This window comes from Emergencia timonensis (assembly GCF_900086585.1).
Lineage (GTDB): Bacteria > Bacillota > Clostridia > Peptostreptococcales > Anaerovoracaceae > Senimuribacter > Senimuribacter timonensis.
The window spans coordinates 1,106,967-1,133,341 of record NZ_FLKM01000008.1; the positions used below are offsets into that span (position 1 = coordinate 1,106,967).

The following is a 26,375-nucleotide window of genomic DNA, read 5'->3' on the forward strand; positions in this document are numbered from 1 at the left end:
TCTTATGAGGTATACACTTTGTGTTGACTTTGGCAGCACTTTTACGAAGCTCTGCGTTCTTGATTTAGAGAATGGGGAACTGGTCATGACCACAAAACGTCCTACGACGGTGGAAACTGACGCCAAAATCGCCCTTCTTGCCTGTCTTGCAGAGGCGAAAAGTTATGTGGGAGAAAAAGGCGTGAAAGATGGACGGATCATCACCAGCAGCAGTGCAGCTGGAGGCCTTAGAATGGTAGTAGTGGGACTGACCAAGCGATTCAGTCTCTTGGCAGGAAAAAACGTGGCTTTAGGTGCAGGCGCTAGAATCATCAAAACCTATGAAAATAATCTGACCGCAGATGACGTGGGTGAAATAGAACAGATCAATCCAGAGATTCTTCTTCTCTGCGGCGGTATCGAGGGGGGGAATACGGACCGGATTTTACACAATGCCAGAATGCTGAAGAGGGCAGATGTGTCCTCCTACGTGGTCTATGCAGGCAACCAGGAAATCGCTTCTTATATCAGGCAGGAGCTGGTCAACAGTTCCATTTCCTGTTATATAGCAGAAAACGTATTCCCGGCATATGGGCAGCTCAACGGCGCGCCGGCAGGAGAAATCATCAGGCAGCTGTTTATGGAACGGATTGTAGGGGCCAAAGGCTTGGCATCAGCCTTTTCCATCATCGGTCGGGTAGTGATGCCGACACCGGCGGCAGTGCTGGCCGGCGGTCAATTGCTCTCACGGGGAACTGCCTTTGATGCAGGGGTTGGCGGCTTGATGGTCTTCGATGTGGGCGGAGCTACGACGGATGTGTATTCTTATTTGGAGGAGAATACATCCGCCGCCAAACATATCGGTTCACCGGAGCCCTTTGCCAAAAGAACGGTGGAGGGGGATTTAGGAGTCAGATCTTCTTGTCTCTCTCTGATGGAAGCTATGAAAATTTCTGGCAAGGCAGAAATAGCAGAACAAGAACTGCAGGCTTGCTGTAAGAAAAGAGCCGAAGCACCCACCTATGTGCCGGATAACGAAATGCAGAGGAAGATTGATTTGATCTTAGCAGAAGGGGCAGTGGAGATCAGCGCCCGCAGGCACTGCGGCAAAGCCACCAACGCTTATGCCAGAAATGTCTGTGAGGCGATAGAAGGAAAAGACCTGCGCGAAATCAACGGCATAATCGGTACGGGCGGCCCCCTCATTCACAGCCGCAATCCGGCGGAAGTCCTGCGCAAAGCCATCGGCAGACCAGCGGAAAAGGAACTGCTGCTGCCCAAGGAAAGCAAATTTTATCTTGATAAACGGTATATTTTATATGCCATAGGACTCTGTGCCGATATCAATCCGGCCAGCGCGCTGCATATTGCAAAAGAAAATATCGTGGAAATAAATTGAGGGAAAGAGAATGAAAACATATTCAAAACAGGATTTCATCACTGCGGATTTTCCGTCCTTGCAGGAGATGAAGGTACAAGCGGCGGAAATCAGCAAAGACTGGCAGTACGGACAAACTGCATTCTGCCGAGAGCGGGGCGTTTCATCAGAGAGAGCGTTCAAAGAACAGTGTAAGGCGGAGAACAGGATCTCCAGACACGCCGCCATCGGTTATCATTCAGTGACGGAAACCTGCAGTGCCATGAAGTGGCTCTATGAGGAATTAGATAAGAAGGGCTGCACCTTAGACCGAGTGGGCATACTTTTGGATGTTTCCATGGGTATCGCAGATGAATATAAGGATCATGCTATGGTCGGTTCAGGGCTTGTGCTTTGCAGCGAAGAGGAGTGGGCGGCCTTGGGACAGGCAGCGCCGCTGATGATTCATTTTGGCGACAACATGATCGGCTCTCTGCGCAGTCTTGAAAACCTCAAATTGGCCTTTCAAGCAGGGGCGACATCGGTGGGGAATTTTTCGCAGTATTTCAGCTACAGCTATCCCTTTCAATACGATAGGAACAAACGAACCCTGGATGCCTGTCTGGCCATCTGCATCATGGGGCAGAACAAAGAAAAGGGCATGGTGATGCATTCCAATTTGGATGACGGCTTTGCCGCAGCCTTTAACGACTTGGTTACGGTTCTGGCATGGGCCAAGGTCGAAAAATATCTGGCAGAGGATTTGATGGGGGCAAAGCTGGGCCATTGTTTCGGAAATCTGTTCAGCAGTCCCATTCTGCGCCTGACTTTCTCAATGGCACTGGATGAAATCAACGAAGGGGATTCCTGCGGCACCATGATTTACGGAAATACCACGGATTACACCAAGGATTTTGTCAGAAACAATGCCGTAGTAAACGGCTATATCATCGGTGACATGATCGGCCAGATTCACAAACCTACCGGCCACGCCATGAGTTCGGTGCCGGTATCAGAGGCGGCGAGAATTCCCACCAAAGAAGAAATTTTGGATGCCCAAATCATGAGTAACGAAATCGAACGCTACGCCAGAGCTTTTGAACCCTATATCAACTGGACTAAGGTTGAAAAAGATAAGCAATTGCTGCTGCAGGGGGCCGAGGCGGTCTTTGATAATATCATGGAAGGTCTGGCAGATATGGGTATCGATATGAAAAATCCGGCAGAGATTATGATTACCTGCAAGGAGCTGGGACCGGAGTACCTGGAACGGGCTTTTGGTCTGGGGGAGCCGACTGACGAATACGCAAATGGCAGAAGACCCATCTGGCCCACAGATATGGTGTGCAGCTTGGAAAAGATTCAGAACCAGTGCTTGCAGAATTTTGATCCGCAGAAGTCCGACCTAAAGGGACTGAAAGTAATTCTCTGTGCTACAGACATTCACGAATTTGGCAAGGTGGTCGTGGGCAACGTCCTGCGCAGATCCAATGCCGAAATCTTTGACATCGGAAGGGACGCCAGTCCTGGCGAAGCCGCTGAAATGGCCTTGGAAACGGACAGCCGTGTGATTTTGGTCAGCTCCTATAATGGAATCGCCAGAACCTTCGCCAAGACCTTGCTGCGGGAAATGGACCGCTTGGGTATCGAGGCGGAGATTTTTATGGGCGGCCTGCTCAATGAAAATGACGAAGGCGGCAATATTCCTGTTGACGTCACAGAGGAACTGGAGGCCATGGGCATACACTGTGTGAAGGAGGCAGAATGCCTGCCTGCAGAAATCAAGAAAGTCTTTGCAGTACGGTAAATGTCTCGACGGCGGAAATAAATCCACTTGTAAAAACCAACTGAATATGTAATAATTTCAGTAGTAATACAATTGGAGGGAAATAATATGTTGGATAAGCGAAGCCTGACAGATCAGACCATAAAAGAGCTTACGGAGATGATTACTGTGAAACAGACCTACAAGCCTGGAGACAAGCTGCCTAATGAATTGGTGTTGGCGGAAGAACTGGGGGTAAGCAGAACCACCCTTAGAGACGCGATTACTTATTTATCGTCAATCAATGTTCTCGAGCGAAAACGAGGAAAAGGGACCTTTGTCATCGATAATGAGGCGTTACACGACGACTATGGCTTTAATGACTTGAATTTTCTGCAGGTAAAGCTGAAGGATCTGTATGAGGTACGCTTGATTGTAGAGCCGGAAATGACAGCCATCGCAGCCAGAAAAGCCACTGACGAGGACCTGCAGAAAATTATTAAATATACGAAACTGATTGAAGCATCACCGGAAGAGGGTGACTTCACAGCAGATATGAATAAAAAGTTCCACAATGCAATTGCATTGGCAACTCACAATGAATTTATTATCAGACTGTATGAGAACATCAGTACGGCCACGGTGAAGGCTTTCAACGAAGAGAGCATCATCCAGAAAAACGATGAAGTACTCGTGATGAGCCACAGCATGATAACGGAGATGATGAAGTGCAGGGATGCGGAAGGCGCCAAGCTGGCAATGCGGCTCCACATCAAGCAGTCGATAGATTTTTATAATCTGAAGATCTAGTGGGACTATGAAAATAAACGGAGGACAGACATGAAAAAAGTAGACAAAAGAATCGTATTTTACGGCGGCGGCAAAATGGCCGAAAGCATCATCAGAGGATTGCTGGGGAACGATACCCTGAATCCTGAAAACATAACCGTGGGAGAGATGATTCCCGCCCGCTGCAGCTACCTGACTGATACTTATGGAATTACGGCAGTTACCGATGCATCGGAGGCAATCAAAGCGGCTGATATGGTACTTGTAGGCGTCAATCCGCCGCAGATTTCCAGTGTCACCAGCATACTGAAAACGATTCTGCGTTTGGATACCATCGTGCTGTCTTATGCCTGCGGTGTTGCAATCAGTGTTTTCGAGGAGCAGTTAGGCAGTGATAAAAAAATCGTGCGCATCGTGCCTAACACCCTCAGTCAGTCTGGCAACGGGTATTCGCTGGCTCACAGTAATGAAAACCTCAGCGAGGACGATAAAGCTTTCGTCGACCAGTTGCTCCAGGGCCTTGGAAAGGTCCTCTATATGGAGGAAAGCAAGTTCGACAGCTTTCAGGGATATGGCTGTACGGGACCGCTTTGGGTATACAAATTTATAGAAGCGATGATTGACGCTGGCATTTATGTGGGTTTTACCCGCGCAGAGGCCCGGGAGCTGATTCTCGAAAATATGCTGGGTGTCGTGAAGGTTCTGCAGGAAACGGGGGCTTCTCCTACAGCCAAGATTGAAGAGCTGACTTCTCCCGGCGGCGTGACCATCGAAGCGCTGAGGGTCCTGCAGGAAAACGGCAGTTATCTGACGCCTACCATCGCATCTATGGAGGCGGCCGTAAAGAAATGTGCAATTGTGGCATCGTAAGATGAGGAGCATAGAATGAAAAAATTTGATTTATTAGTGATGGTTGACAATACCGGCATTGCAGAGTTTGCTTTGCCGGCGCTGGAGTTGTCGGCCGAACAGGTGGTCTGCTATGAAGATTTCCCTTCTGACCAGGAAACCATCTTACGGCGGATTCAGGAAGCGGACGCTGTGCTGGTATCCTGGAACACGGTTTTGACGAAAGAAACTCTTTCTCAATGCCATAAACTGCGTTACGTCGGTCTGTGCTGTACTTATTTTAACGAAGCTTCCTGCAACGTGGACATTCCCTGCTGCAGAGAAAAGGGCATTACTGTGACGGGAGTCAGCCATTATGGCGATTACGGCGTAGCAGAGTACGTCATCAGTGAGTTGATTCAAGTGGTAAAGGGCTTGGGTCCCATTTCCCTTTATGAGGAACAGAGAGAACTGCGCCATATGAAACTGGGCATCATCGGCCTGGGCACGGTGGGGACCATGATTGCAGAGGCGGCGGCATTTTTCGGCATGGAAGTGGCCTATCACAACCGAACAAAAAAAGCAGACTGCCCGTATCCGTATATGGAGAAGGCAGATTTGCTTAGCAGCAGTGATGTGATTTTGACCAGCATTCCGAGAAACCAGATTGTCATGGAAAAAGAAGACTTTGACCAGATGGGAAAGCTTTTTATCAATGTGGGAGTAGGGCCATCCTTCAATCTGGAGGCCTTTGCGCATTGGATTGCAGCGGGAAATTACGCAATTCTCGACGCAGGATCGATTCACAAGGAATACCGCCAGTGGTACAGAGAGCAAGAACGAATCGTGCTTGCTGACCGGGTGGCGGGGTTCACCTATAACGCCCGTCAGCGTCTGGCAGAGAAGGCCGTTAAGAATATCAAAGATTTTCTCGACACAGAATAAAGTAAAAGCTCCTATTTTTTAAGAACGCGGCAGAAGGTGCGGTGAGAAACTGTACCTTCTGCCGCGTTTTTAGTCTAAGAGGCCTGATAAAAGCTGGTGCGACAGAGACACAGGTTAGCATCTATTTATCCCAATCCTTCTGTTATGACGGTTGAAGACGTTATAGTATCCTTCGTTAAAAACGAACTAGTCCGAATTCGTACTAGTTCATTCTTGCGCCAAAACATATACTATTATTAAGCCTTTTATATTTTTTGTAAATTTTTTGATTAAAATGGAAACAATATCAAGAAAATTCAAACTACCAAACAAAAAGTTATAAAATCTGAAAAATAATTTGACATTGCCCATCGAATTGGTTACAATGAAAAGTGTAAAGAGGCAATTTAATGGGGGATTTTGATGAAACAGATATTAACAGAACTTCTGAAAAATAAGAAGAATTTTGTCTTTGTTGGAGAAGCGGGCAGCGGAAAAAGTGAGATTGCTATTAACTTCGCAATTCAGCTTGCGAGGCTCAGCGATAAGCCGGTGCACTTCTTTGACGTAGACCAAACGAAACCATTGTTCAGGTCCAGAGACGTAAAGGAAAAACTGCAGGAGGAGAACGTAACGTTCCACTACGAAGAGCAGTTTTTTGACGCGCCGACCATCGTAGGCGGTGTCAGAGAGCATTTGATGGATGAAAATGTAATCGTAGTCATCGACGTAGGCGGCGACCATCTGGGAGCCAGACTGATCGGCGGCTTTGCACCTTTGCTGAACAGAGAATTTACACAGAACTTCTTTGTTATCAATTCTTACAGACCTTGGTCTAAGGATTTGGTAGCCATCGACGGAACCATGGCCCGGGTTTTGGGTATGGCTCACATCGAGCTTGCAAATGTTTCTATCATGAGTAATCCCAACGTGGGACTGACCACAACTGCCGAAGAAGCTATCCGTGGCAACGACAAGGTCAAGGCCCTGATTGACGAATATCTCTCGATAGATTATATGTGCGCGAGAGAAGAGATCTGTCCAGACATAGAGGACAAAGTTGAAGTTCCATTGCTTCCAATTAAACTTTATCTTACATATGAATGGAACGAATAAATTTATCAACGAACCCACTGCATCATGAATAGAGGGTTATTGAATATCGGTTGGCGGATTTAGCTTCTGCTGACCCGTCATACACCAATTAGGAGGTAATCAAAAATGGCAAAAGGAAAAGTAGAAATTAGAGCAGAGAGCTGCAAGAGCTGTGGCTATTGCGTCAAATTCTGCCCTAAAAACGTACTCGCAATTGGCGACAAAGTTAATTCAAAAGGCTATCAGTATGTTGTTGCGGCAAATCCGGATGATTGCATCGGCTGCGCTTCATGCGGTGTCGTATGTCCAGACGCAGCAATTGAGGTTTATAGGGAGGTTTAGAAAATGGCAAGAGTATTTATGAAAGGCTGTGAAGCGATTGCAGAAGCAGCTGTTAGAGCAGGTTGCAGGTTCTTCGCCGGCTACCCGATTACACCACAGAACGAAATTCCGGAATACTTCTCAAGAAGAATGCCGGAAGTTGACGGCGTTTTCGTACAGGGCGAAAGTGAAGTTGCATCCGTAAACATGCTTTATGGTGCAGTGCAGACTGGAACTAGATCCATGAGTTCCTCTTCAAGTACAGGTATCAGCCTTTACAGCGAAGGCGTATCCTATTGTGCGGGAGCACGTTTACCGATCGTTTATGTAAACGTAGGCAGAGGAGGCCCTGGTATCGGCGCAATCCAGCCGGCGCAGCAGGATTATCTGCAGGCGACAAAAGCCTCCGGTAACGGCGGTTTTGAAATGATCGTCCTTTCACCGTCCACCGTACAGGAAGCGGTCGATATGACTTACGAAGCATTTGATCTTGCTGAAAGAGACAATAACCCTGTATTGGTATTGACTGACGGCGTCATGGGTACGATGATGGAGCCGGTTGAACTTCCTCCTATGAAAACTGCAGAAGAAGTTGCTGCTATGAAGGAAGCACGCCGCAGCGTGTCTGCAGTCGGACATAAGCCTGAAGAACAAGTGAGAATTCTTCCGGGTGGTGTTGGCGGCAGTTTTGAGCCTGTCAATATCGCTGCTGCTGAATTATATAAATCATGGGTAGACAAGGACGTCAGAGTGGAAGAAATCATGCTGGATGATGCAGAAATCGTTTTAACTGCTTATGGCATTTCCGGACGTATTGCAAAAGTAGCAGTTAAGGAACTGAGAGCAGAAGGAATCAAGGCCGGAATGATTAGACCGATTGCGATTCATCCGTTCCCTTACAAGTCTTATGAAAACCTCGACTTTGACAGAGTAAAGGGCATTCTGGATGTAGAAATGTCCATTCCGGCGCAGATGGTATGGGATATCGACCATGCTGTTCATGGAAGATGTCCGATCAAAGAATGTCTGCGTTCAGGCGGAGAACTCATGACTAAAGAAAGAGTTTTGAGAGCTGCTCGTGAACTGGCAAAGGAGGTATTATAATGGAGAAGGTATATAAGAGAACCATTGGTATCAAGCCAGATGCAGTATCTGGTTTCTGCCCTGGCTGCATGCACGGAACGATTCATAAGCTCATCGGTGAAGTTTCTGAGGAATTGGGCATGCTGGAGAAATTAGTCCGCTGCGAAGGCGTAGGCTGCTGCGGATTGGGACAGTTATATGTAAGTCACGACCTGAACATCTCTGCACACGGAAGAGCTTGTGCAGTAGCGACAGGTCTCAAGAGAACCAGCCCGGAATCACTGGTTTATACATATCAGGGAGACGGCGACCTGGCATCCATCGGACTGGGCGAAACCGTTTCTGCTGCAAACAGAGGTGAAAACTTTACTGTCATTTTCGTCAACAACGGAATTTACGGCATGACTGGCGGACAGATGGCGCCGACGACTTTGATCGGCATGAAAGCTACTACTGCACCAAAGGGCAGAGACCCGAAGGAACACGGTTATCCGATCCACATGTGCGAAGTGCTGAACCAGCTGACAGCTCCTTACTATCTCGAGAGAACTTCCTGCAACACGCCGGGCAACGTTCGCAAGACCAAAGCTGCCATCAAAAAGGCGTTCCAGTATCAGATGGAAGGAAAAGGTTTCTCCATGGTAGAAATCGTCACTTCCTGTCCGACAAACTGGGGTCTCAACGAAGCAAAGGCGCTGGACTTCTTAGAAACGGATATGCTGAAGGAATTCCCTCTGGGAGTATTCAGAGATAAGGCGAAGGAGGAATAATCATGGAAAGAAATTTACTTGTTGCCGGATTCGGCGGACAGGGTGTCATGATGCTGGGAACTCTTTTGGCAACAGCAACCTGCGAATCAACAGATAAACACGTTACCTATTTCCCATCCTATGGCGCTGAGATGCGTGGAGGAACAGCGAACTGCTATGTCGTCATTTCTGACGACGAAATCGGTGCGCCGGTTATGGAAGCCATGGAAGACATGATCGTCATGAACGACCCTTCCCTGCACAAATTCCTTCCAAAACTGAAAGAGGGCGGAACCCTGTTCATCAACAGCTCCATCGTAAAATCAAAGATCGATAGAGACGACATCACAGTTGTAGAGGTGCCTGTAACGGAAATGGCTCTGGAGATGGGGAATCCAAAGGTGCTGAACATCATCATGCTCGGTGCATACATCGGATATACTGAAGTCGTTTCTGAAGACGTCATCTTAGAGGGCATCAGAAACAAAATCGGTAAGAAAAAACCACAGCTGCTTCCACTGAACGAAGAGGCTTATGCAAAAGGCCTTGCAATCGGAAAAGCTGCTAGAAAATAGTATATACTGCTAACACGGACCGGTGCTTCTGCGCCGGTCTTTTGTCGTTAAAAATGTATGATAACGCAAAATTTGAATACGCAGTGAAAGTGGATGGCAGAGCAGACTGGAAAATTTTGAGAAGATAACGAATGTTCTTGAATCGCTGGTAAAAACGTCGTATAATAAAACCAGAATTGAAGATTGGGTAAACCTGTCGAAAGGCAGCGACACAAAGCTATAGGGCCTTCCCTTTTACGGATGGCAGCCAGTTGCACAGATTATTTGAGTTTGTTCATAGATGAATGAAGTCTGTTTTATTGCGCAAAAAGAGCATGTGCCGTGGCCATGCTCTTTTAGTATTTTAAGAAAGGAACGATTATGAAAAAATTACTATCAATCCTTCTCTGCATCGCAGTGGTCATGGGCTGCATGCCGATAATGGCCTTTGCTGCCGGAGATGACCAAGGAAATCCGGACGTTTTGACCTTGAGGATGGGGACAGATACAGATCAAATGGTCACTTTGACTGCAGAAAACAGTCCATCATTTGGAAGTAGCCAGTTTTACAACTTATCTACTGTGAATAAGTGTAGTCTGGATCAGAAGCAATATGTATATTTACAGGCGGAGCGTAAAGAGGCTTATAAAGAAGATACGTCCGAAAAAATGTCCATCTCTTATCAGATAGGCGATCAGTATTATGAAATAGAGCCAACTGTCATTGACAATAATCAAGTTAAAATACCAACTCGTCAATTGAGACTGCATAATTATGATGATTATGATATGTTCATTATAACCGTAAAATATTTAGATTTGTCATATTACTATAAGGGATATTTTAAAGATCTTTTCACCTCATCTTCTGATGGGTATGATAAATATGACTTAGAAAAGTGTATCGGGTACTATACCGCAGACGGAAATGCACCTATCGGTATCTTTAAAGCTAGCAATGGAGAAGTGAAGGCAAGAATCTATGATGAGATGGATCGGAATGGCAATCCGGTTGTTAACGGAGTATCCTCATTGATGATACAAGATAAGGATGGAAATAGAAAATCCGAGGTTTTGACTTTGGGATATTCAGTAAATGCCAAGTTCGAGGTCGATGGAGAGTCTTTAACCTCACTGGAGGATTATAATTATCGTAATAAACCCGGAGCTGATATGACGGGCACAATTCACAAGGATACAGTCTATACCAAAGCCACTGCATCAGTCGTAAAAAATGATAGTACAAACAAGTCCTATCCATCTTTGGAGCAGGCTATGGCGGAAGCTGGCAGTGGAACCAAGCTTAAGCTTTTGGAAGATATGACGATTCATCAAAGCGTGAATGTCGGGACTGATATCACTTTGGATTTGAACGGGAAAACCATCACAACAGCAGAGGATTTAGTGCGACCGTTTTATATGAGCGAACAGGGAACGCTGACGGTAAAAAATTCTAGCAATTCGGGCGGCATCATAGTCAACGTGAATCCAACAAATGCGCAGAAAGCGTTGAACTATGCGGTGGACTATACGACACTCAACTTTGTACCAGGTAACTATGGAAAGCTGGAAATCAGAAATAGGAATATCGATAAGCTTGCAGATAAGAATGGGTATTATATGCGCACTTTGCAGCATATTACCCTAACAGGTCAGCAGGGTGCGGTTTTAGAGAATTTTCTGGTCGGACCGGGACATTATTCCAAAGGAGCAATGATAGTGGATTATATGACTGGAAATAATATTATAGTAGATAGTGACTATTTTGGATCCATCAATATTGACTATATGACTATCCAAGGCTTATCTTTTAAGAGTGCAGAGACGGATCGCGGAATTTACTTTTCCTATTGGAGCAATACTGATGCTTCACATCCGTTCGGAACAGTGGATCATCTGAATATCAGCGACTGTAAATTCAACCTGGAAAGTAAAGAAAATACAGCACAGGCCATATATCTAGCATCGAGCGATAAAGGTACCTTTAAAAGAGTCTCTATAAATAATAATAAAATTGAGAAAGCTTATCAAGGCATCTATCTGGGCGGAGCCTGCGGCGGGCCAGCGGACATCGAAATCAAAGGAAACGTCATCAAAAACACGGTTCACAACGCCATCGCTCTGCAAGGTGAGGTCAGAGGAAAAGCAGTCATCACGGAGAACATTATTGATGGTGCAAAGGACAGAGCGTTCAGGTTTAACGATGTTTTTTCCTCTGCGGATATTAAAATCAACAACAACATCATTTTGAACTCAGGGGATGGTGAAGGGAAGTTAATCAAAGACCATTTCATTGAAGCCGGTGCCAAGATTGACCTGGAACACAATTATTGGCAGCTCACAGATGGTAAAACGCTGGACCAGGCAGTTGAGGGAAACTTGCAGACCCCGACCACTACTGGCATCATTTCCGGTACCTTCCCACAGAATGTCAGTCAGTACGTTGGCGAAGGCTATGAATGTGTCAGTGATGGAACCGGCAGATATGTGGTCAGGGAGATTTACAGACCGATCATCGTACCGCCCGCCAAGCCAGACGTAACCACGGACAGCACAACAGAAGGAACGACGACAAAGACAGAGGCACAGGCGACTACTAGTGGCAAAGAGACCACAGCGACAATCAGCGATCAGGCGGCAAAGAAGCTGGTGGAGCAAGCTGCTGCGAAGGATGCTGATGAAGTGGCCGTTGAAGTTCCCAAGGGGAATAAGCCAGTGATAAAGGTAGAACTTCCAGCTGAGACAATCAATGGAATTGTAGAAAAGACAGATGCTGCTTTGACGATTAAAACAAGCAACGGGGATGTTTCCTTCGATAATAAAGCGTTAGAGGCTATTTCAAAAGGGGCAACAGGGGACAAAATAACCATTGTTGCCGAAGTTGTGGAACAACCTAGCAATGCACAAAAGAAAATTGTAGGAGATGACGGCGTCCTGTTAGACTTAAAAGTGATTCACGCAAATGGTTTTGTAACTGCTTTTGGCGAGGGAAAAGTGACTATTGCCATTCCGATTCCAGACCGCCTCTTGAACAAGACTGTAAAAGTAGTGTACCTGGCAGATGACGGCGCTTATGTGACTCTTTCAGGCAGTGAAGTAGTAAAAGACGGCAAGCAGTATTATGTGTTCGAAACTGGACATTTTTCCAGCTATGCCCTAGTAGATGGGAAAACAGCCGATCGATATTTCGCTAAAATAAGATTAGGTGTTAAAAACACTAAAATCAACGCTTCGACCACTGCTAAAAAAGGATCAATTACAGTTAAATGGAAGAAGTCGGCAGGTTTTAAGGTGGATTATTACCAGGTATTCCGCTCAACAAAGAAGAACATTGGCTATGGAACAAAGGCTTTTTATACGACGAAAACGGGGACACAGAAGTCCTACAAAAACACGAAACAGTTGAAAAAGGGCACGCGCTATTATTACAAAGTAAGAGGCGTCAGGGTACTGGACGGACAGAAGGTCTATACCAAATGGTCCAACAAAGCAATTAGAATCGCAAAATAAGTTGTTTTTCTTGACACAAACCTCCTACAGTTGTAGTATGTAATTAGATACTACAACTGTAGGAGGTGTTTTTATGCGCAGATTATCTGAAGCAGAATTAGCTGTTTTAAATGTGCTTTGGAGCGGAAAAAGGTTTAACCTAGGTCAGGTGGTAGACCAACTGAAACCTGTTACTGGATGGAGCCGCAATACGGTTCATACGTACTTGACCAGAATGGAGAGCAAAGGCCTTGTGACCATAGATCGTAGCAAAGATCCTCACCAGTACAAGGCAGGCGTCAGCCATGAGGAATGTGCCAGAAAAGAACGCCGCAATCTATTGGAAAAGATATATGGAGGAGCGACAGGGGATCTGGTAACGGCTTTTTTAAAGGAGTCCAAGATAACGGAAGAGGAGCGGGGTGCACTGAAAAAGCTGCTCGATGAGATGGAGGTCTGAGATGACAAATATATGGGAGTTTTTGCTGCAGACAGCGGAGGTGACAATCACAGCCGCAATTCTTTTGATCGTCAAGTGGCTTTTTGCCGACAAGCTATCACCCAGATGGCAATATGCGGTCTGGATTTTGTTAGCGTGCAAAATTCTTCTGCCAGCTCACTTGACAGGGCGCTATCTGAGTGTGACGCTTGCAGCAGGGATAGAAGCGGCCAAGACAACTGTAGAATCCGGTCTCGCCTCGGCGTACACCCAGCAGTGGATTCCCATCGGTCAAAATACATCTGGCCTGCCTTTTGTAAGTAAAATGCCAGTGTCTGTCACGGACTGGCTCTTTGTCCTATACATTCTAGGGGTATTGATTTCTATATTGTACTATGGCCTGTCTTACGTGCGGCTGCGCAGGATCTTGCGGCGCGGCAAAAGGGCGGAGGAGGCACTGCTGAAAAAGGTAGAAGAGACTTGCGCGCGATATGTCCTTAGCGGCTGTGAAGTTGTCACAGCAGAGGGAATTCCTTCTGCGTTCATCTGTGGCTTTTTCAGACCGCTTTTAGTAGTTCCGGCAGGGGAAGATATAGATGAAAAGATTTTGCTCCATGAGCTGATGCACAGGACCTATGCGGATGCTTTGCAGAATGCATTTTGGTGTATTCTTCGGGCTCTGCACTGGTGCAATCCGTTTCTGCAATATGTCTTTCATCGCATCGGAAATGATATGGAGAGTTTGTGCGATCAGAGGGTTTTGGAGGAACTGGAAGGGGAAGAGCGCCGAGCGTATGGCAAAATTTTGCTCTCCATGACCGATGAGAAATATGCAAGAGCTCCAGGTACGACATCTATCTCCAATGGCGGAAAAAACATCAAAAGGCGCATTGAAGCCATCGCCCGCTTTAAGAAATATCCCCGTGGGATGGCCTTGGTTTCGGTCTGTGCTTTGGTCGTGCTGGCTGCACCAATCTTTGCCGGAAGTGAGACGAGCGGCTACGGGACCGATTATCCGAATCTGTCTGATTATCGATCAAAGGTGATGATGGCGGAGGCGAGGATGAACGGATGCACGACGCCGGCAGGTGCGATTGACACTTGGGTCAAGGGGAAGGTGCTCAATCTGCCGAACTATCTGGCGGCTGTGACGCCCTGCCACCAGCAGGGAGAATTACATAAACAGGTGGAGCAGGAGAAGGATTTTTCTTCTGCTATTTCTCATGGGCTGAAGGACGTTCCGTTTTCCGACTATGCGGTATATAACCTGCAGAAAGAAAATGAGCATCGTTATACGGCGCTGGCAGTGATCGCGGGGCAGGAGGGATATGAAACACGGCCCGTGCTGATCATCCCTCTGACTTTACAGAAGGAGAAAGGCTGGACGGTGACACAGAGCGGAAAGATAAGCAAATACAAAGCTTCATTTATAGACATTTACTGGGGGCTTGAGAAACTGCCGGGGACGGTGGCATCGGAGGGCAAAGGGAAGACCGGAATCATCCGCATCAATGAACAGACCATCCGCATTGTCGATAATCAGATCCAAGATCAGGAGGATTTCTTTGCCGACATGATGGGAAATGGATTTTCTTTTGACATGCGCTCCAAGCGGTCTGCGAAATTTTCCGAGGAGAAGATGTTCATCTGGGGCGAGTATCAGGACTGCAGAAGCCAAGCAGAGCGAAGTAACGTCAAAGTGATTGGAATGATGACAGCGGCGCTTGATCACATGTCTGATGATGCTCCTGACGACATCATAGAAGAAGAGAATCTTCTCCAAGAAGTGAGCGGAAGCAGCAGTGCAGGCGCTGGATTTGATTTCCGATTTGTAAAGCAGCCATGGGACGGAAATTTTGACGGACTGAACTTCATTTTAGGGGAGTCGTCGGATTTTGATCTTGTCCGTTTCGAAGGCTTTGAAACCAGAATCTATCAAAATGGAGAACTGCTGGATACCTTGAAGATTAAGAGAGGGGCGAAACTATGAATTACCAGGATGCCATCGGGAAAATCAGCTGGGGCTATCTTTTCATTTACATCAGTTTGAACCTTGGATCGGTAAACATCTTCCCTTCCTGGGCGGGTTTTCTGCTGATTTATCTGGCGCTGGGCGCAGTGGCGGCGATGGACCCGTCGGCAAAGCTGCTGAAACCCTTTGCGCTGCTTTTGCTGGCAGAAGATCTGGCGGAATGGGTGCTGAACATATTTTCTATGGCGCCGGATTTGTATTGGGTTGACGTGTTCATCAACGTGATCATCCTCTATTTTCACTTCCAGCTTCTGACGAATCTTTCGAACATCGCAGAAGGTCAGGGATCTCAACACGCCGGGAGGCTGAAAAAACTGCGCACCATACAAACGATATTTATGACGGTGATCGCGTTGATACCGGTCAGCAAAAGAGCTGCGATCACTTTGGCGGAAAACGGTCTCGTCGTCTTTGGCATCGGACTGGTCAGCGTAATCGTAATGCTTGTCATTTGCGTAACGCTGTTCCAGTACAAAAGAGAACTGAGAGGGATGGAGGAGAAGCCTTCATTGGCAGGGGAATGAAGCGTCCTGCTGACTGTGCTTTTACCCCTATTGCTGCAAAAAATGCGAAAGCACCTAAAAAATTTGTCTTCTGCAAAGGGAGTCTCCTTGCGATAATGGCTGTACCCGTTGAAACTTCGTGGCATCCTTCGCTCAGGCCACCGTTACAGCCTCTCAACGACCAGGATATTTAAGCGCTTTTGCCCTTTTTTGATAAAATGACGGGTAAAACTGTACCGCGGGCAGCGTACCTGATTCCTCTGTTTACCTGGCTTCCCATCCGGGGGTTTGCGTCATACTGTTTCGCGTCAAGATATGAGCAGATGTTGATTAGAAGTGCGTAATAGGTTGAAAAACTGATGTTGACAAAATACCTGGGGGAGAGGTATACTGTAGAAGAAAGAATTGAATATTTGGTAAACCTGTCGAAAGGCAGTGACACAAAGCTATAGGGCCTTCCCTTTACGGATGGCAGCCAGTTGCACAAATTAGGTGGTTCTAGTTATTATGATTAGGGCTGTTTTTTGTATGGAAGGGAAGAGCTTTGTGAATCGGGTTCTTCTTTTTTGTTTTGTATTAGTATATTTTGAATTTACTAAGTTAGGAGATGTTTAAAATTAAGAAGTACGTTTACAGAGTTTTGACTGTTGCGTTAGCACTTTTGGTGATGCTGAACACGTCGGCGATTGGCGTGCTGGCAGAGAGCAGCGGTTCAAGGGAGGTAACACCAGGAGAAAATGATTATGAGTTTTTGGGTGGGACGATTACTGGACTGAAGACAACCTATTTGAATGGACTGACTGACGAACAGAAGCAGAACATTAGACTGGAGATACCAGGAGAAATTAATGGGGAGAAGGTTACTGCGATAGGGAATAGTGCGTTTGTGTTGTTTTATGGTGATTTAGCTTCTCAAAAGTATAAAGATTGTAATTTCACTAAATTAGATTTTACTAACGCTAAGTATTTAAAAAGCATTGGCAAAAATGCTTTTTATGATTGCAAGATATCAGGATCTTTGACCTTTCCAAATAGTTTGACTACAATTGGAGAAAACGCATTTAGGCAATCGAACAGCTTTAATGGAATTTCTGGTTCTTTGTGTTTTTCTTCTAATATAACTTTAATAGGGAAGTGCGCATTTTCTTACCAAAGTGGTTTAGAGAAAATTGATTTATCAAACTGCAATAAGTTGCAAAGTTTGCCAGATTCAGTATTTCGGTATACAGGAATAAAGGGAGTGCTGCGATTACCAGACAGCTTACAACAAATTGGAAGTACCACTTTTGGATCAACGCAGTTAACAACAGTATATTTGCCTAAAAAGATAGCAGATAATATCCTTGTATCGGCATCTTCCTTTCAAAGCAGTTCAAGTATTAAAAATATTATTTGTAGAGACAAGGATGACTATGTCTCAGTTAAAAATAAGCTCTCTGATTCGAATAGCAAAAATGCTGTGACCTATCCTGTCATAGTCAATTTTGATGATGGAAACGGTGGGTATTATGAACGCAAAAAATGTTTATATGGTAGACCATTTAGTTACGTTGAAGGAAATGATGGAACTTGGAGTGAGAATAAAGACTATAAGTTTCCGGCTATACGTGGCACACAAAGTGGTGAAAAAGCATGGGCGGAAAATCCATCTAGTTTGCTTCCAATGAAAGAAACAGATAAGATAAGCGGGGATACTTTGTATGCGATTAATAAACTGGAAGATCCGGTTATTGAGTATGGAGAAGGTATAGATAAAACCTATGACGGAGAAACAAACGTATTGAATGTAGTGGCGAAGCATTCCAATGCGAAAAAACTAGCGGAGGCAAAGGTAAATCAGGATGTAGTATTTTATTATACTTGGAGCTGGGATACTATAAACGCGACCCCTGCGGTAGAACAAGGCTTTGATATAAATAGTCTTGACATGGGAGCTGACGTACGTGCACCCTATGGTATTTGCTGTTGTGTAAGAGTACAGGCGTGTGTACTAATGTATAATGATGTGGGGAAAAAGGTGGCGCATGTTTTTTATCAGGAGGACCATGAGTTTCTAGTTAATCTCCGCCAAGCTGAATCAACGGTTAACCCAAATGTAACATCAGGTGTGTACAAAATGTCCGAAGGTCAGACTACGCTTCCTGAGATACAACTTTCTGCTGGCGATACTCCCGGAACGATTGCATGGGACGCAGACCAAACTTTGAAAGAGGGGTTCGGGATATACACGTGGACATTTACGCCCGAGCCTAATGGAGTAGATAACAATACGACGAGTAACTTTAAAGTAACAAAAGGTCAGGTAGAACTGTATGCCACGACAAAAGATGTGGACACAAAATCTTTAGAAGACAAAATTGATGATATTCCGGAAATTTCGGAAGAAAAGCCTGTGACTGAAGAAGAGAAGGACAAAATTTTAGACGCTTATTTTGCCTATGAGTCGTCAGAAGAAAATGTAAAAGAAAAAGTTTCTGAAGAAAAACTGGAGAAAATATATGACGCAATAAGCAAGCTTCCTCAAGTAGAGACTGCAGCCGAAGGATTACAGCTGGTTAATGAAAAAGATCTCTTGAAAAACATGACATCAAAGGATGCGGCGGCAATTAAAGACCAAGAAAAGGCTAAATGTACGATAAAAGTTGTCTCAAATAAAGAGACACCAGATGAACAAATAACTGACGCAATAAAACTGGCTGCTGGCAGCGAGGCAAAGATTGGGGAACACTTTGACGTCAAGGTTGCAAAAATTATTGAAAATGGTGCAAACCCTACGACTGAAGATTTGACCACCGTAAAAATACCTTTAAATCTGGTCTTTGATGTACCGGAAGTCCTTCAATCTTCGAATCGCAAATTCTTTATCATCCGGGCTCACAAAGATGCGAATGGCACGATCACTGCAGAGAAGCTCGAAGACGAAGATACGAACCCTGCAACGATCACTGTAACCAGCGATAAATTTTCAACCTATGCAATCGCTTATACAGAAGAGGAATCTTCGAGCGGCAGCTCCGGAGGCAATTCTTACGTCTACAATATATCCGCTTCTGCCAGCGAACACGGCGCAATCACTCCAGAGGGCAAAGTTTCCGCATACTATGGCAGCGCTAAAACTTTTAGCTTTACACCAGACGAAGGTTACAAGGTTGCAGACGTTATTGTGGACGGTGTCAGCGTGGGTGCGGTTTCTTCTTACACCTTTGATAATATAGTAAAGGCACACACCATATCGGTCACTTTCGAGCCGATTGCAGACGATCAAGATAGAATTATCAATGGCATCAAGGCAACGACCATCAAAGCGTCTTCCGCCGCAAAGAAGGGCTCTATCACCATCAAATGGAAGAAATCCGCAGGATTCAAGATGGACTATTTCCAAGTGTTCCGTTCGACAAAGATGAACAGCGGGTATGGCAACAAGGCTTTCTATACCACCAAGACAGGAACGCAGAAGAGCTATAAAAATACCAAAAAACTCAGAAAAGGCACCCGCTACTATTATAAAGTCAGAGGTGTCAGAACCATCTACGGCGTCAAAGTCTATACCAAATGGTCCAATAAGGCCATCAGAATCGCAAAATAAGCGCAGCAAAACCAGTCATAGCTCACCTAGAGCGTGGCTGGTTTTTCCTTTCCGCTCCCAACTGCTGCCAGGGGTTTACAGAAATATATCAAAAACGTACAAAATAAGTTCAAAAAATGACGTGAAGCTGTAATTCCCTTGTATTCCCCATACAGCGATGTTATCTTTATTGGAAAGGAAGACGAGGAGGTGAGGAGCGGGAATGAAACTTTTTGAAAATAATTATCGGAGCAGATTCAAACTGACCAGTGACCAGGTGTTTTACTGGGTCTACGGTATGGACACAGAAGAATCGAAACGGGCGCTGATCGCGCTGCTCAATGTGGTTCTGGACAGGAAGGACGACCCCATTATCGAGGTCAGACTCCTGAACCCGGTCCAGAAGGGCTTTGTCATCGGCGACAAGCCCACCGTCATGGACATCAAGTGCGAGACGTCATCGGGCGAACTGATCGACGTGGAGATGCAGAATGGCAGACTGCCATTCTATCCAGAGCGTTCGCTCTTTTATGGCGGAAAAATGGTGAATTCGGCATTGGAAGAAGGGGAAGACTATGATAAAATGAAGAAAAGCATAGTCATCTCCTTTGTGGACAGGGTACTCTTTCCAGACATACCGGGCATCCATACGAGGTTCCTGGTCAAAGAGGAAGATACAGGCCATCCGCTGACCGACAGGCTTGCCATGCACTTTGTGGAACTGGGCAAAGTTTCGGCAGACAGGCCGGTGGAGGAACTGGATCCCTTGGAGAGGTTTGCAGCCTACATGAAATACTGCAGCGACCCGCAGATGGAGGACTATGTGAACCAGCTGTTGGACAGCGGGGAGGAGGCGGTTCAGATGTCAGAACATGTATATAAGAAGGTGACCGAAAGCGATCTTGCAAGGGAGATGCTGGAACGGGAAGAGAAGGCTGCACATGATATAGCGACCATGAAGGTCCATGCCCGCAGGGAAGGCCTTGCAGAAGGAAGAGCAGAAGGAAGAACGGAAGGAAGAGCAGAAGGAAGAACGGAAGGAAGAGCAGAAGGAAGAATGGAAGGAAGAGCAGAAGGTATTGTCACAGGCGTTCAACAGATGAAACAAGCGCTCGGTCTTTCAGCTAAGGGGAAAACACCAGAGGAAATTGCCACAGAGCTTAATCTGTCGATAGAAATCGTCAGAGATATGCTGGATTTGGAGGCTGTCATAGAGTGAACATCAATATACCGGATTACGTAAACAGTGCTTTGTTGGCTTTGGAGAATGCAGGTCATCAAGGCTTTATTGTCGGTGGCTGCGTCAGAGACGCTTTGATGGGAAAAAAACCAGCAGATTGGGATGTCTGCACTTCGGCAAAGCCGGAGCAGATCAAAGACGCTTTTAGTGGCTATAAGACTATCGACATCGGAATGAAGCATGGGACTGTGGCAGTTTTGACCAGCGGCGGTTCAGTAGAAATCACTACTTACCGCATTGACGGAGAGTATCTGGACAACCGCCATCCTCAAAAAGTAGTGTTCACAGACGATTTGACAGAGGATCTGGCGCGCAGAGATTTCACCATGAACGCCATCGCTTATCACCCGAAAGACGGATTGCGGGACCCTTTTGATGGACAAAAGGCCATTGCGAACAGGCTGATCCGATGCGTGGGAGAGCCTGTAAAGCGATTTGAAGAAGATTCTTTGCGTATTCTGCGGGGATTGCGATTCGCATCTGTTCTGGGCTTTCAGATTGAAAAGGGGAGTGCAGAGGCTATGAGGCAGTGTGCAGAACGGATCAGAAAGGTATCTGCGGAACGAATCAACGTAGAACTATCGAAGCTGATTCTGGGAAGTTCTGCCGATAAGGTTCTACAGGAATTTGGGGACATCATCAAAATAGCTGCACCGGGATTAAGGGCAGTGTCAGTGTGCCATGCTCCAAAGAAATTACCAGTACGCCTGGCGATGTTGTTTCCAGAAAAGACAGAGGCTGCGCTGCGCCAGCTGAAATATGATAATCATACCATCAAAACAGCGGCGGTGGTGGCAGGTTTATTGCGAGAAGCACCGCCAGAGGGGGGATTCGCAGTCAAAAAACTTTTATATCGCCATGGCGAAGAGATAAGCAGAATGTATTTTGAAACCTTGGGCAGACTTCCAGAACTTGAAGAAATTTTGCAGTCAGGACAGTGCTACAGCGTCGGACAGCTGGCGGTAAATGGCAGGGACTTGATTGCTGCGGGGATAGAACCGGGCAAGGCTATCGGTGAGAGTTTAGAGTATCTTCTGCAGGCGGTTATGAAAGGGAAAGTGGAGAACGACAAAGAGCAGCTTCTGCAGACCGTTCTAAAAGAAGCGTTCTCATTACCACAAAAATATTGATGTAGAGGTGCTGCGCAGGCAGATAATGTGCATTGCGAAGTGCCTTGATTTCAATCCCTTTTTTATATTGCATTGATAATCCTGACTTAGTTTGCAAATAATGAATGCAGTAGAAAGAAAGGGAAAATTACTATGCAGAGAAAATCAAAAACATATTTCATCGTGACAGGGATGTTATTCCTGTCGTTTATCATCTTTACCGTTTTGGTGAAAATCATCGACGTAAAACCCATCGGTCCGCGAGGATCTGAAGTGGGGTTTGCAACAATCAACCATTTTTTCTTTCAACACCTGGGAACGAGCCGCCTCTGGTATGTTGTTACCAGCTGGCTTGGTTTTGTGGCGGTGGCGGTCATCTTTGCCTTTGCCATACTGGGTTTGGTGCAGCTCATTAGAAGACGAACCCTCCAAAAGGTAGACGAGAGGATTTTGCTGCTGGGGGGATTCTACTTTATTGTATTAATCGTGTATGCGGTTTTTGAATTTCTCGTCATCAATTACAGGCCAGTGATTTTGACGGAGGAACTAGAAGCGTCTTATCCGTCGTCTCATACCATGCTTATCATCTGCGTCATGGTTACTGCGATGATGCAGATGCATCACTACCTGAAAGAGAAAAGAGGATGGCTGGCAGCAGGTGATGCAGCGGCCGTTTTCGTCATAGGACTGACTGTAGTTGGTCGGCTTCTGTCAGGCGTCCACTGGTTTACTGACATCTTTGCCAGTATGATACTATCGTCGGCGCTCATTACGCTCTACGTGGCGGCACTGAAATATATAGAAGAAAAAGACTGCTGAGATAGCAGTCTTTTTGGTGGCGTCTTTAGTTGGATGTCGGAATAAACGGCCTTACAGCGCCTGCAACTACGTTGATTGGCATAGTCTGTAAGATGATTTTTCCAGGACCTTTGACGACTGTGTTGAATACGCCTTCTCCGCCGAAGAGCATATTCTTAACGCCAGGAACAGAAACGATTTCCATGGAACAAGTAGAGTCCATAGCGGCCAGATACCCAGTATCTACGACCATAGACTGGCCCGCTGCAAGATTGTATTCCACAGCATATCCGTCAATTTCTACAAAAACAGTACCGTGACCTGACAATTTCTGCATAATAAAACCTTCGCCTCCAAAGAAGCCGGCACCGATTTTTTTCTGGAAGAAAATTGAAAGGTTTACGCTGGCCTCACTGGCAAGAAATGCGCTTTTCTGAACAATCATTTCCTTTCCTGGGGCGATATCAAAGACTTTGATGGAACCGGGAAAACAGGAGGCAAAGGCAATTTGACCCGGACCGCCTTGAGCAGTGTATCTGTTCTGAAAAAGGGTATCCCCTGAGAACATTCTGCCTAGAGCTTTTCCGATTCCGCCGTTGCTGGTGGTTTCCATCTTCATATTCGGTGTCATCCAGCTCATCGCTCCACTTTCTGTTATTAGGGCTTCACCTGAGTCCAAGTCACAGATTACTGCTGGTAATGGTTCTCCGACAATTTTATAATTCATAAACTTATCCTTTCTTTTTCGGGCAATACCTAATGTTAATTAAATTTTATCAGATGGCGGCATGGACTGTAAAGTAGTTTTGTATTGAGCTTTTGAAATTCCTAGTAAATTTTGTTTTGTAATTGGGCAATTTATGGTATACTAACATATTATATGTACTAATACGAAGCATTTGGAGGAATTTTAAATGAGTGAACCTGTTTCAACTAATTTTATTCATGCAATCATTGATAAAGATTTAGAAAAAAAAAAATATGGGGATAAAGTTTACACTAGATTCCCGCCAGAACCAAACGGTTATCTGCACATCGGGCACGCCAAATCCATCTGCCTGAATTTTTCTACGGCAGCAAAATACGGCGGTAAGTGTAATCTGAGATATGACGACACCAATCCGGTCAAAGAAGATGTGGAGTATGTTGACTCCATCGAAGAAGACGTAAGATGGCTGGGCTGGCAATGGGACAAGCGCCTTTGGGCCTCCGACTACTTTGATCAGATGTACGAGGCAGCGGTGGAACTGATTAAAAAGGGCAAGGCTTATGTCTGCAATCTTAACGCCGAAGAGATGAAGGAATATAGAGGGACTTTGACCTGCGCCGGTAAAGAAAGCCCGTGCAGACAGCAGAGCGTAGAAGAGAACCTTAAGCTGTTTGAGGAGATGAAGGCTGGAAAATACGCCGATGGGGAACGCGTGCTCAGAGCAAAAATCGACATGTGCTCTCCGAACATCAACATGAGAGACCCTATCATTTATAGAATTGCGCATACAGAACATCACAATACAGGAAATAAATGGTGCATCTATCCGATGTACGATTTTGCCCATCCGATCGAAGACGCCATCGAGGGCATCACCCATTCCATCTGCACTTTGGAGTTCGAGGATCACAGACCTCTGTATGACTGGGTTCTGAAAGAAGTCGGCTGGTGGGAGACACCGCCGCAGCAGATTGAATTTGCCCGCCTAAACATTACCAACACGGTGATGAGCAAGCGCCACCTAAAAGCGCTAGTGGATGACGGGGTGGTTGACGGATGGGATGACCCGAGAATGCCGACCATCGCAGGCCTGCGCCGCCGCGGTTATACGCCAGAAGCCATCCGCGATTTCTGCGAGAGGATCGGCGTGGCAAAATCCAACAGCACTGTCGAGGTTTCCCTGCTGGAGCACTGCGTGCGTGAAGATCTCAAAGCCAAGGTGCCAAGCCGCAACGTCATCGAGAATCCGATCAAAGTGGTCATCACCAACTATCCAGAAGAGCGGACCGAGATGGTGGAACTTGAGAACAACAAGGAAGTGCCTGAAATGGGCACCCGCAAGATTCCGTTTTCCCGCGAGCTTTATGTGGACGGCGCCGACTTCATGGAAGTGCCGGTGAAGAAGTATTTCCGCCTCTTCCCAGGCAACGAAGTCCGCTTCAAGGGCGCTTACTTCATCACATGTAACGACGTAGTGAAAAACGACGACGGCTCCATCAAAGAATTACTCTGCACCTACGATCCAGAGACGAGAAGCGGCTCAGGCTTCGAAGGCCGCAAGGTGAAGGGCACCATTCATTTCGTGGATGCGAAGACTGCTGTGAAGGTGAAGATCAGAAACTATAACTATCTGATGATTGAAGACGAGAATGGCGAGTACGTCCTCTATCCAAATTCCGTCGAAGAAACCTGGGGCTACGCAGAACCGTCTCTGGCTGAAGCTGCACCGGGCGAACGATTCCAGTTCTTCCGCCATGGCTACTATATTGCAGACAGCAAGCTGACCACGGCAGACGAGAAGGTCTTTAATCGAATCGTGGATTTGAAGAGCTCCTGGAAACCAAATAAATAAAATATGTAAACTGTCGCACCACTGTGCGGCAGTTTTTCTATTTAGAGGGCTTTTTATAGGGCTTTGATTTTGGAACATCAGGCGCAAAATACACTTTTTTCTATACATAGCGCCGTTTTTTTGCCGAATTTGAAGGGATTCTCGATGTTTTGCGAGTGATTTAATTCTATGTAATAAGTTAACTCTGTATAAAATGATCAGTTTTTGTAGCAAATCCATACATTTGAGCAAGAGACTGCCTGCAGAGCAGACTCACGCCAGCAAAAAACGGCGCTTGCACACCGGTAAAAGCCAATTTACGCCGGTTTGCCGAAAATTTGGAAAAGACATCGCATAATATATTGTAAAATAATTACATTTATGGTATATTTAAGTATAGGAGGTGAGGCCATGGAAGATTTTTTGGAATTTATAGATGCAGAGATATTTCTACAGCGTATTTTGGCAAAGAAAAGTAAACAGACATTGAAGAGATGCCCGGAAGGATCGCTGTGCAGTAAGCAGAGGAAGGGTAAGACTGCCTTTTACCACCAGAAGAGAGTAGAAGGAGGTGTTCGGCAGTCTAATATCTCAAATCAGAAAGACTTGATCAAGGCGCTGCTTGACAAAAGAGTCAGTGAGGTAACGCTGACCGCCGCTGAAAAGAACATAAGGGCGCTGCAGAAATTAAAAGAACAATATCAGCCCAACGCTTTTACGGATATCATAGGGCAGTTGTCCAAGAGTTATCGCGATGCCGTCGCTGCCTTGGGCAGCGCGCAAACTCTGGATGAAGAGGGCAAGCCCATTCAATACCACTTTGATCCGGAAAAGCACATCCATGAGACGAACTGCGGACAGATGGTACGGTCTAAGTCTGAAGTCATTATCACCAATACCCTGACCGGCTACGGCATTCCCTTTTCCTACGAAAAAGACTTCCCACGCTATGAGGGAGATGAATGGCCGCTGCAGCCGGATTTCACCTTTGATCTGCCCAATGGGGAGGTCAAGCTGTGGGAACATCTGGGCATGCTGACGAAAGAAAAATATTGCAAGCATAACGCGGACAAGCTATATTGGTATCAAAAGCTGGGCTTTCACATCGGCAGAAATCTGATCATCACTCAGGATGACGCCAAGGGCAATTGCAGCAGCCCCTATATCGACAAGATGATTCGTGAACACCTGCTGCCGTATTATCGGAGGTGATTGA

The 26,375-nt window shown here is 46.0% G+C and carries 21 protein-coding genes and 2 riboswitches; of the genes, 20 read left to right on the top strand and 1 reads right to left on the bottom strand.

The annotated features are described in order from the left end of the window. Nucleotides 1–4: 4 nt before the first annotated feature. The 18 genes from BN6539_RS06515 (at nt 5) to BN6539_RS06600 (ending at nt 22,640) form a co-directional block, all read left to right on the top strand. A complete protein-coding gene (locus BN6539_RS06515; protein ID WP_067535427.1) occupies nt 5–1,378 on the top strand; it encodes a glutamate mutase L in 1,374 nt (457 codons plus the stop codon). A 10-nt stretch (nt 1,379–1,388) separates the two neighbouring features. Continuing rightward, nucleotides 1,389–3,143, top strand: a complete 1,755-nt coding sequence (locus tag BN6539_RS06520; protein ID WP_067535430.1) for a cobalamin B12-binding domain-containing protein — start codon at nt 1,389–1,391, stop codon at nt 3,141–3,143. 87 nt (nt 3,144–3,230) lie between these two features. Further along, the gene (locus BN6539_RS06525) at nt 3,231–3,911 is read left to right on the top strand and encodes a FadR/GntR family transcriptional regulator (RefSeq protein WP_067535433.1); all 681 of its coding nucleotides are present in this window, start codon (nt 3,231–3,233) and stop codon (nt 3,909–3,911) included. A gap of 30 nt (nt 3,912–3,941) precedes the next feature. Then, nucleotides 3,942–4,760, top strand: coding sequence for a pyrroline-5-carboxylate reductase family protein (locus BN6539_RS06530; RefSeq protein WP_067535436.1), 819 nt, complete (start codon nt 3,942–3,944; stop codon nt 4,758–4,760). Nucleotides 4,761–4,775: 15 nt separating this feature from the next. Then, nucleotides 4,776–5,663: an NAD(P)-dependent oxidoreductase gene (locus BN6539_RS06535; RefSeq protein WP_067535439.1), complete on the top strand. Its 888-nt coding sequence runs from the start codon at nt 4,776–4,778 to the stop codon at nt 5,661–5,663. 402 nt (nt 5,664–6,065) lie between these two features. Beyond that, a complete protein-coding gene (locus tag BN6539_RS06540; protein WP_067535442.1) occupies nt 6,066–6,758 on the top strand; it encodes a P-loop NTPase family protein in 693 nt (230 codons plus the stop codon). 105 nt (nt 6,759–6,863) lie between these two features. Beyond that, on the top strand, nt 6,864–7,079 hold the full coding sequence (locus tag BN6539_RS06545; RefSeq protein WP_067535446.1) for a 4Fe-4S dicluster domain-containing protein: 216 nt from the start codon (nt 6,864–6,866) through the stop codon (nt 7,077–7,079). 3 nt (nt 7,080–7,082) lie between these two features. Beyond that, nucleotides 7,083–8,162, top strand: a complete 1,080-nt coding sequence (gene vorB / locus BN6539_RS06550) for a 3-methyl-2-oxobutanoate dehydrogenase subunit VorB (RefSeq protein WP_067535449.1) — start codon at nt 7,083–7,085, stop codon at nt 8,160–8,162. Beyond that, nucleotides 8,162–8,911, top strand: a complete 750-nt coding sequence (locus BN6539_RS06555) for a thiamine pyrophosphate-dependent enzyme (protein WP_067535452.1) — start codon at nt 8,162–8,164, stop codon at nt 8,909–8,911. Before vorB ends, BN6539_RS06555 begins: the two co-directional genes overlap by 1 nt. Before the next feature lie 2 nt (nt 8,912–8,913). Then, nucleotides 8,914–9,465, top strand: coding sequence for a 2-oxoacid:acceptor oxidoreductase family protein (locus tag BN6539_RS06560; RefSeq protein ID WP_067535455.1), 552 nt, complete (start codon nt 8,914–8,916; stop codon nt 9,463–9,465). A 176-nt stretch (nt 9,466–9,641) separates the two neighbouring features. Continuing rightward, nucleotides 9,642–9,724: riboswitch (cyclic di-GMP riboswitch) on the top strand. Between the two features lie 101 nt (nt 9,725–9,825). Next, nucleotides 9,826–12,954: a right-handed parallel beta-helix repeat-containing protein gene (locus BN6539_RS06565; RefSeq protein ID WP_067535458.1), complete on the top strand. Its 3,129-nt coding sequence runs from the start codon at nt 9,826–9,828 to the stop codon at nt 12,952–12,954. 73 nt (nt 12,955–13,027) lie between these two features. Continuing rightward, complete coding sequence (locus BN6539_RS06570) at nt 13,028–13,393, top strand: BlaI/MecI/CopY family transcriptional regulator (RefSeq protein WP_067535461.1); 366 nt, start codon at nt 13,028–13,030, stop codon at nt 13,391–13,393. A 1-nt stretch (nt 13,394) separates the two neighbouring features. Then, nucleotides 13,395–15,362: a M56 family metallopeptidase gene (locus tag BN6539_RS06575; RefSeq protein ID WP_067535464.1), complete on the top strand. Its 1,968-nt coding sequence runs from the start codon at nt 13,395–13,397 to the stop codon at nt 15,360–15,362. Then, nucleotides 15,359–15,928, top strand: a complete 570-nt coding sequence (locus tag BN6539_RS06580; RefSeq protein WP_067535467.1) for a hypothetical protein — start codon at nt 15,359–15,361, stop codon at nt 15,926–15,928. Before BN6539_RS06575 ends, BN6539_RS06580 begins: the two co-directional genes overlap by 4 nt. A 384-nt stretch (nt 15,929–16,312) precedes the next feature. Then, a riboswitch (cyclic di-GMP riboswitch) is annotated at nt 16,313–16,394 on the top strand. A gap of 120 nt (nt 16,395–16,514) precedes the next feature. Then, the gene (locus BN6539_RS06585) at nt 16,515–19,493 is read left to right on the top strand and encodes a leucine-rich repeat protein (RefSeq protein ID WP_082907388.1); all 2,979 of its coding nucleotides are present in this window, start codon (nt 16,515–16,517) and stop codon (nt 19,491–19,493) included. A gap of 202 nt (nt 19,494–19,695) precedes the next feature. Then, nucleotides 19,696–20,691, top strand: coding sequence for an Rpn family recombination-promoting nuclease/putative transposase (locus BN6539_RS06590; protein WP_067535473.1), 996 nt, complete (start codon nt 19,696–19,698; stop codon nt 20,689–20,691). Further along, nucleotides 20,688–21,842: a CCA tRNA nucleotidyltransferase gene (locus tag BN6539_RS06595; RefSeq protein WP_067535476.1), complete on the top strand. Its 1,155-nt coding sequence runs from the start codon at nt 20,688–20,690 to the stop codon at nt 21,840–21,842. Before BN6539_RS06590 ends, BN6539_RS06595 begins: the two co-directional genes overlap by 4 nt. Before the next feature lie 132 nt (nt 21,843–21,974). Then, nucleotides 21,975–22,640, top strand: a complete 666-nt coding sequence (locus BN6539_RS06600) for a phosphatase PAP2 family protein (protein WP_067535479.1) — start codon at nt 21,975–21,977, stop codon at nt 22,638–22,640. 25 nt (nt 22,641–22,665) lie between these two features. On the opposite strand, the gene BN6539_RS06605 is transcribed toward BN6539_RS06600, so the two are convergent. Further along, a complete protein-coding gene (locus BN6539_RS06605; RefSeq protein WP_067535483.1) occupies nt 22,666–23,346 on the bottom strand; it encodes a TIGR00266 family protein in 681 nt (226 codons plus the stop codon). Nucleotides 23,347–23,533: 187 nt separating this feature from the next. On the opposite strand from BN6539_RS06605, the gene BN6539_RS06610 reads away from it, so the two are divergent. After that, a complete protein-coding gene (locus tag BN6539_RS06610; protein WP_067535486.1) occupies nt 23,534–25,180 on the top strand; it encodes a glutamine--tRNA ligase/YqeY domain fusion protein in 1,647 nt (548 codons plus the stop codon). 390 nt (nt 25,181–25,570) lie between these two features. Next, a complete protein-coding gene (locus BN6539_RS06615; RefSeq protein WP_067535489.1) occupies nt 25,571–26,371 on the top strand; it encodes a hypothetical protein in 801 nt (266 codons plus the stop codon). The last annotated feature ends 4 nt before the right edge of the window (nt 26,372–26,375 follow it).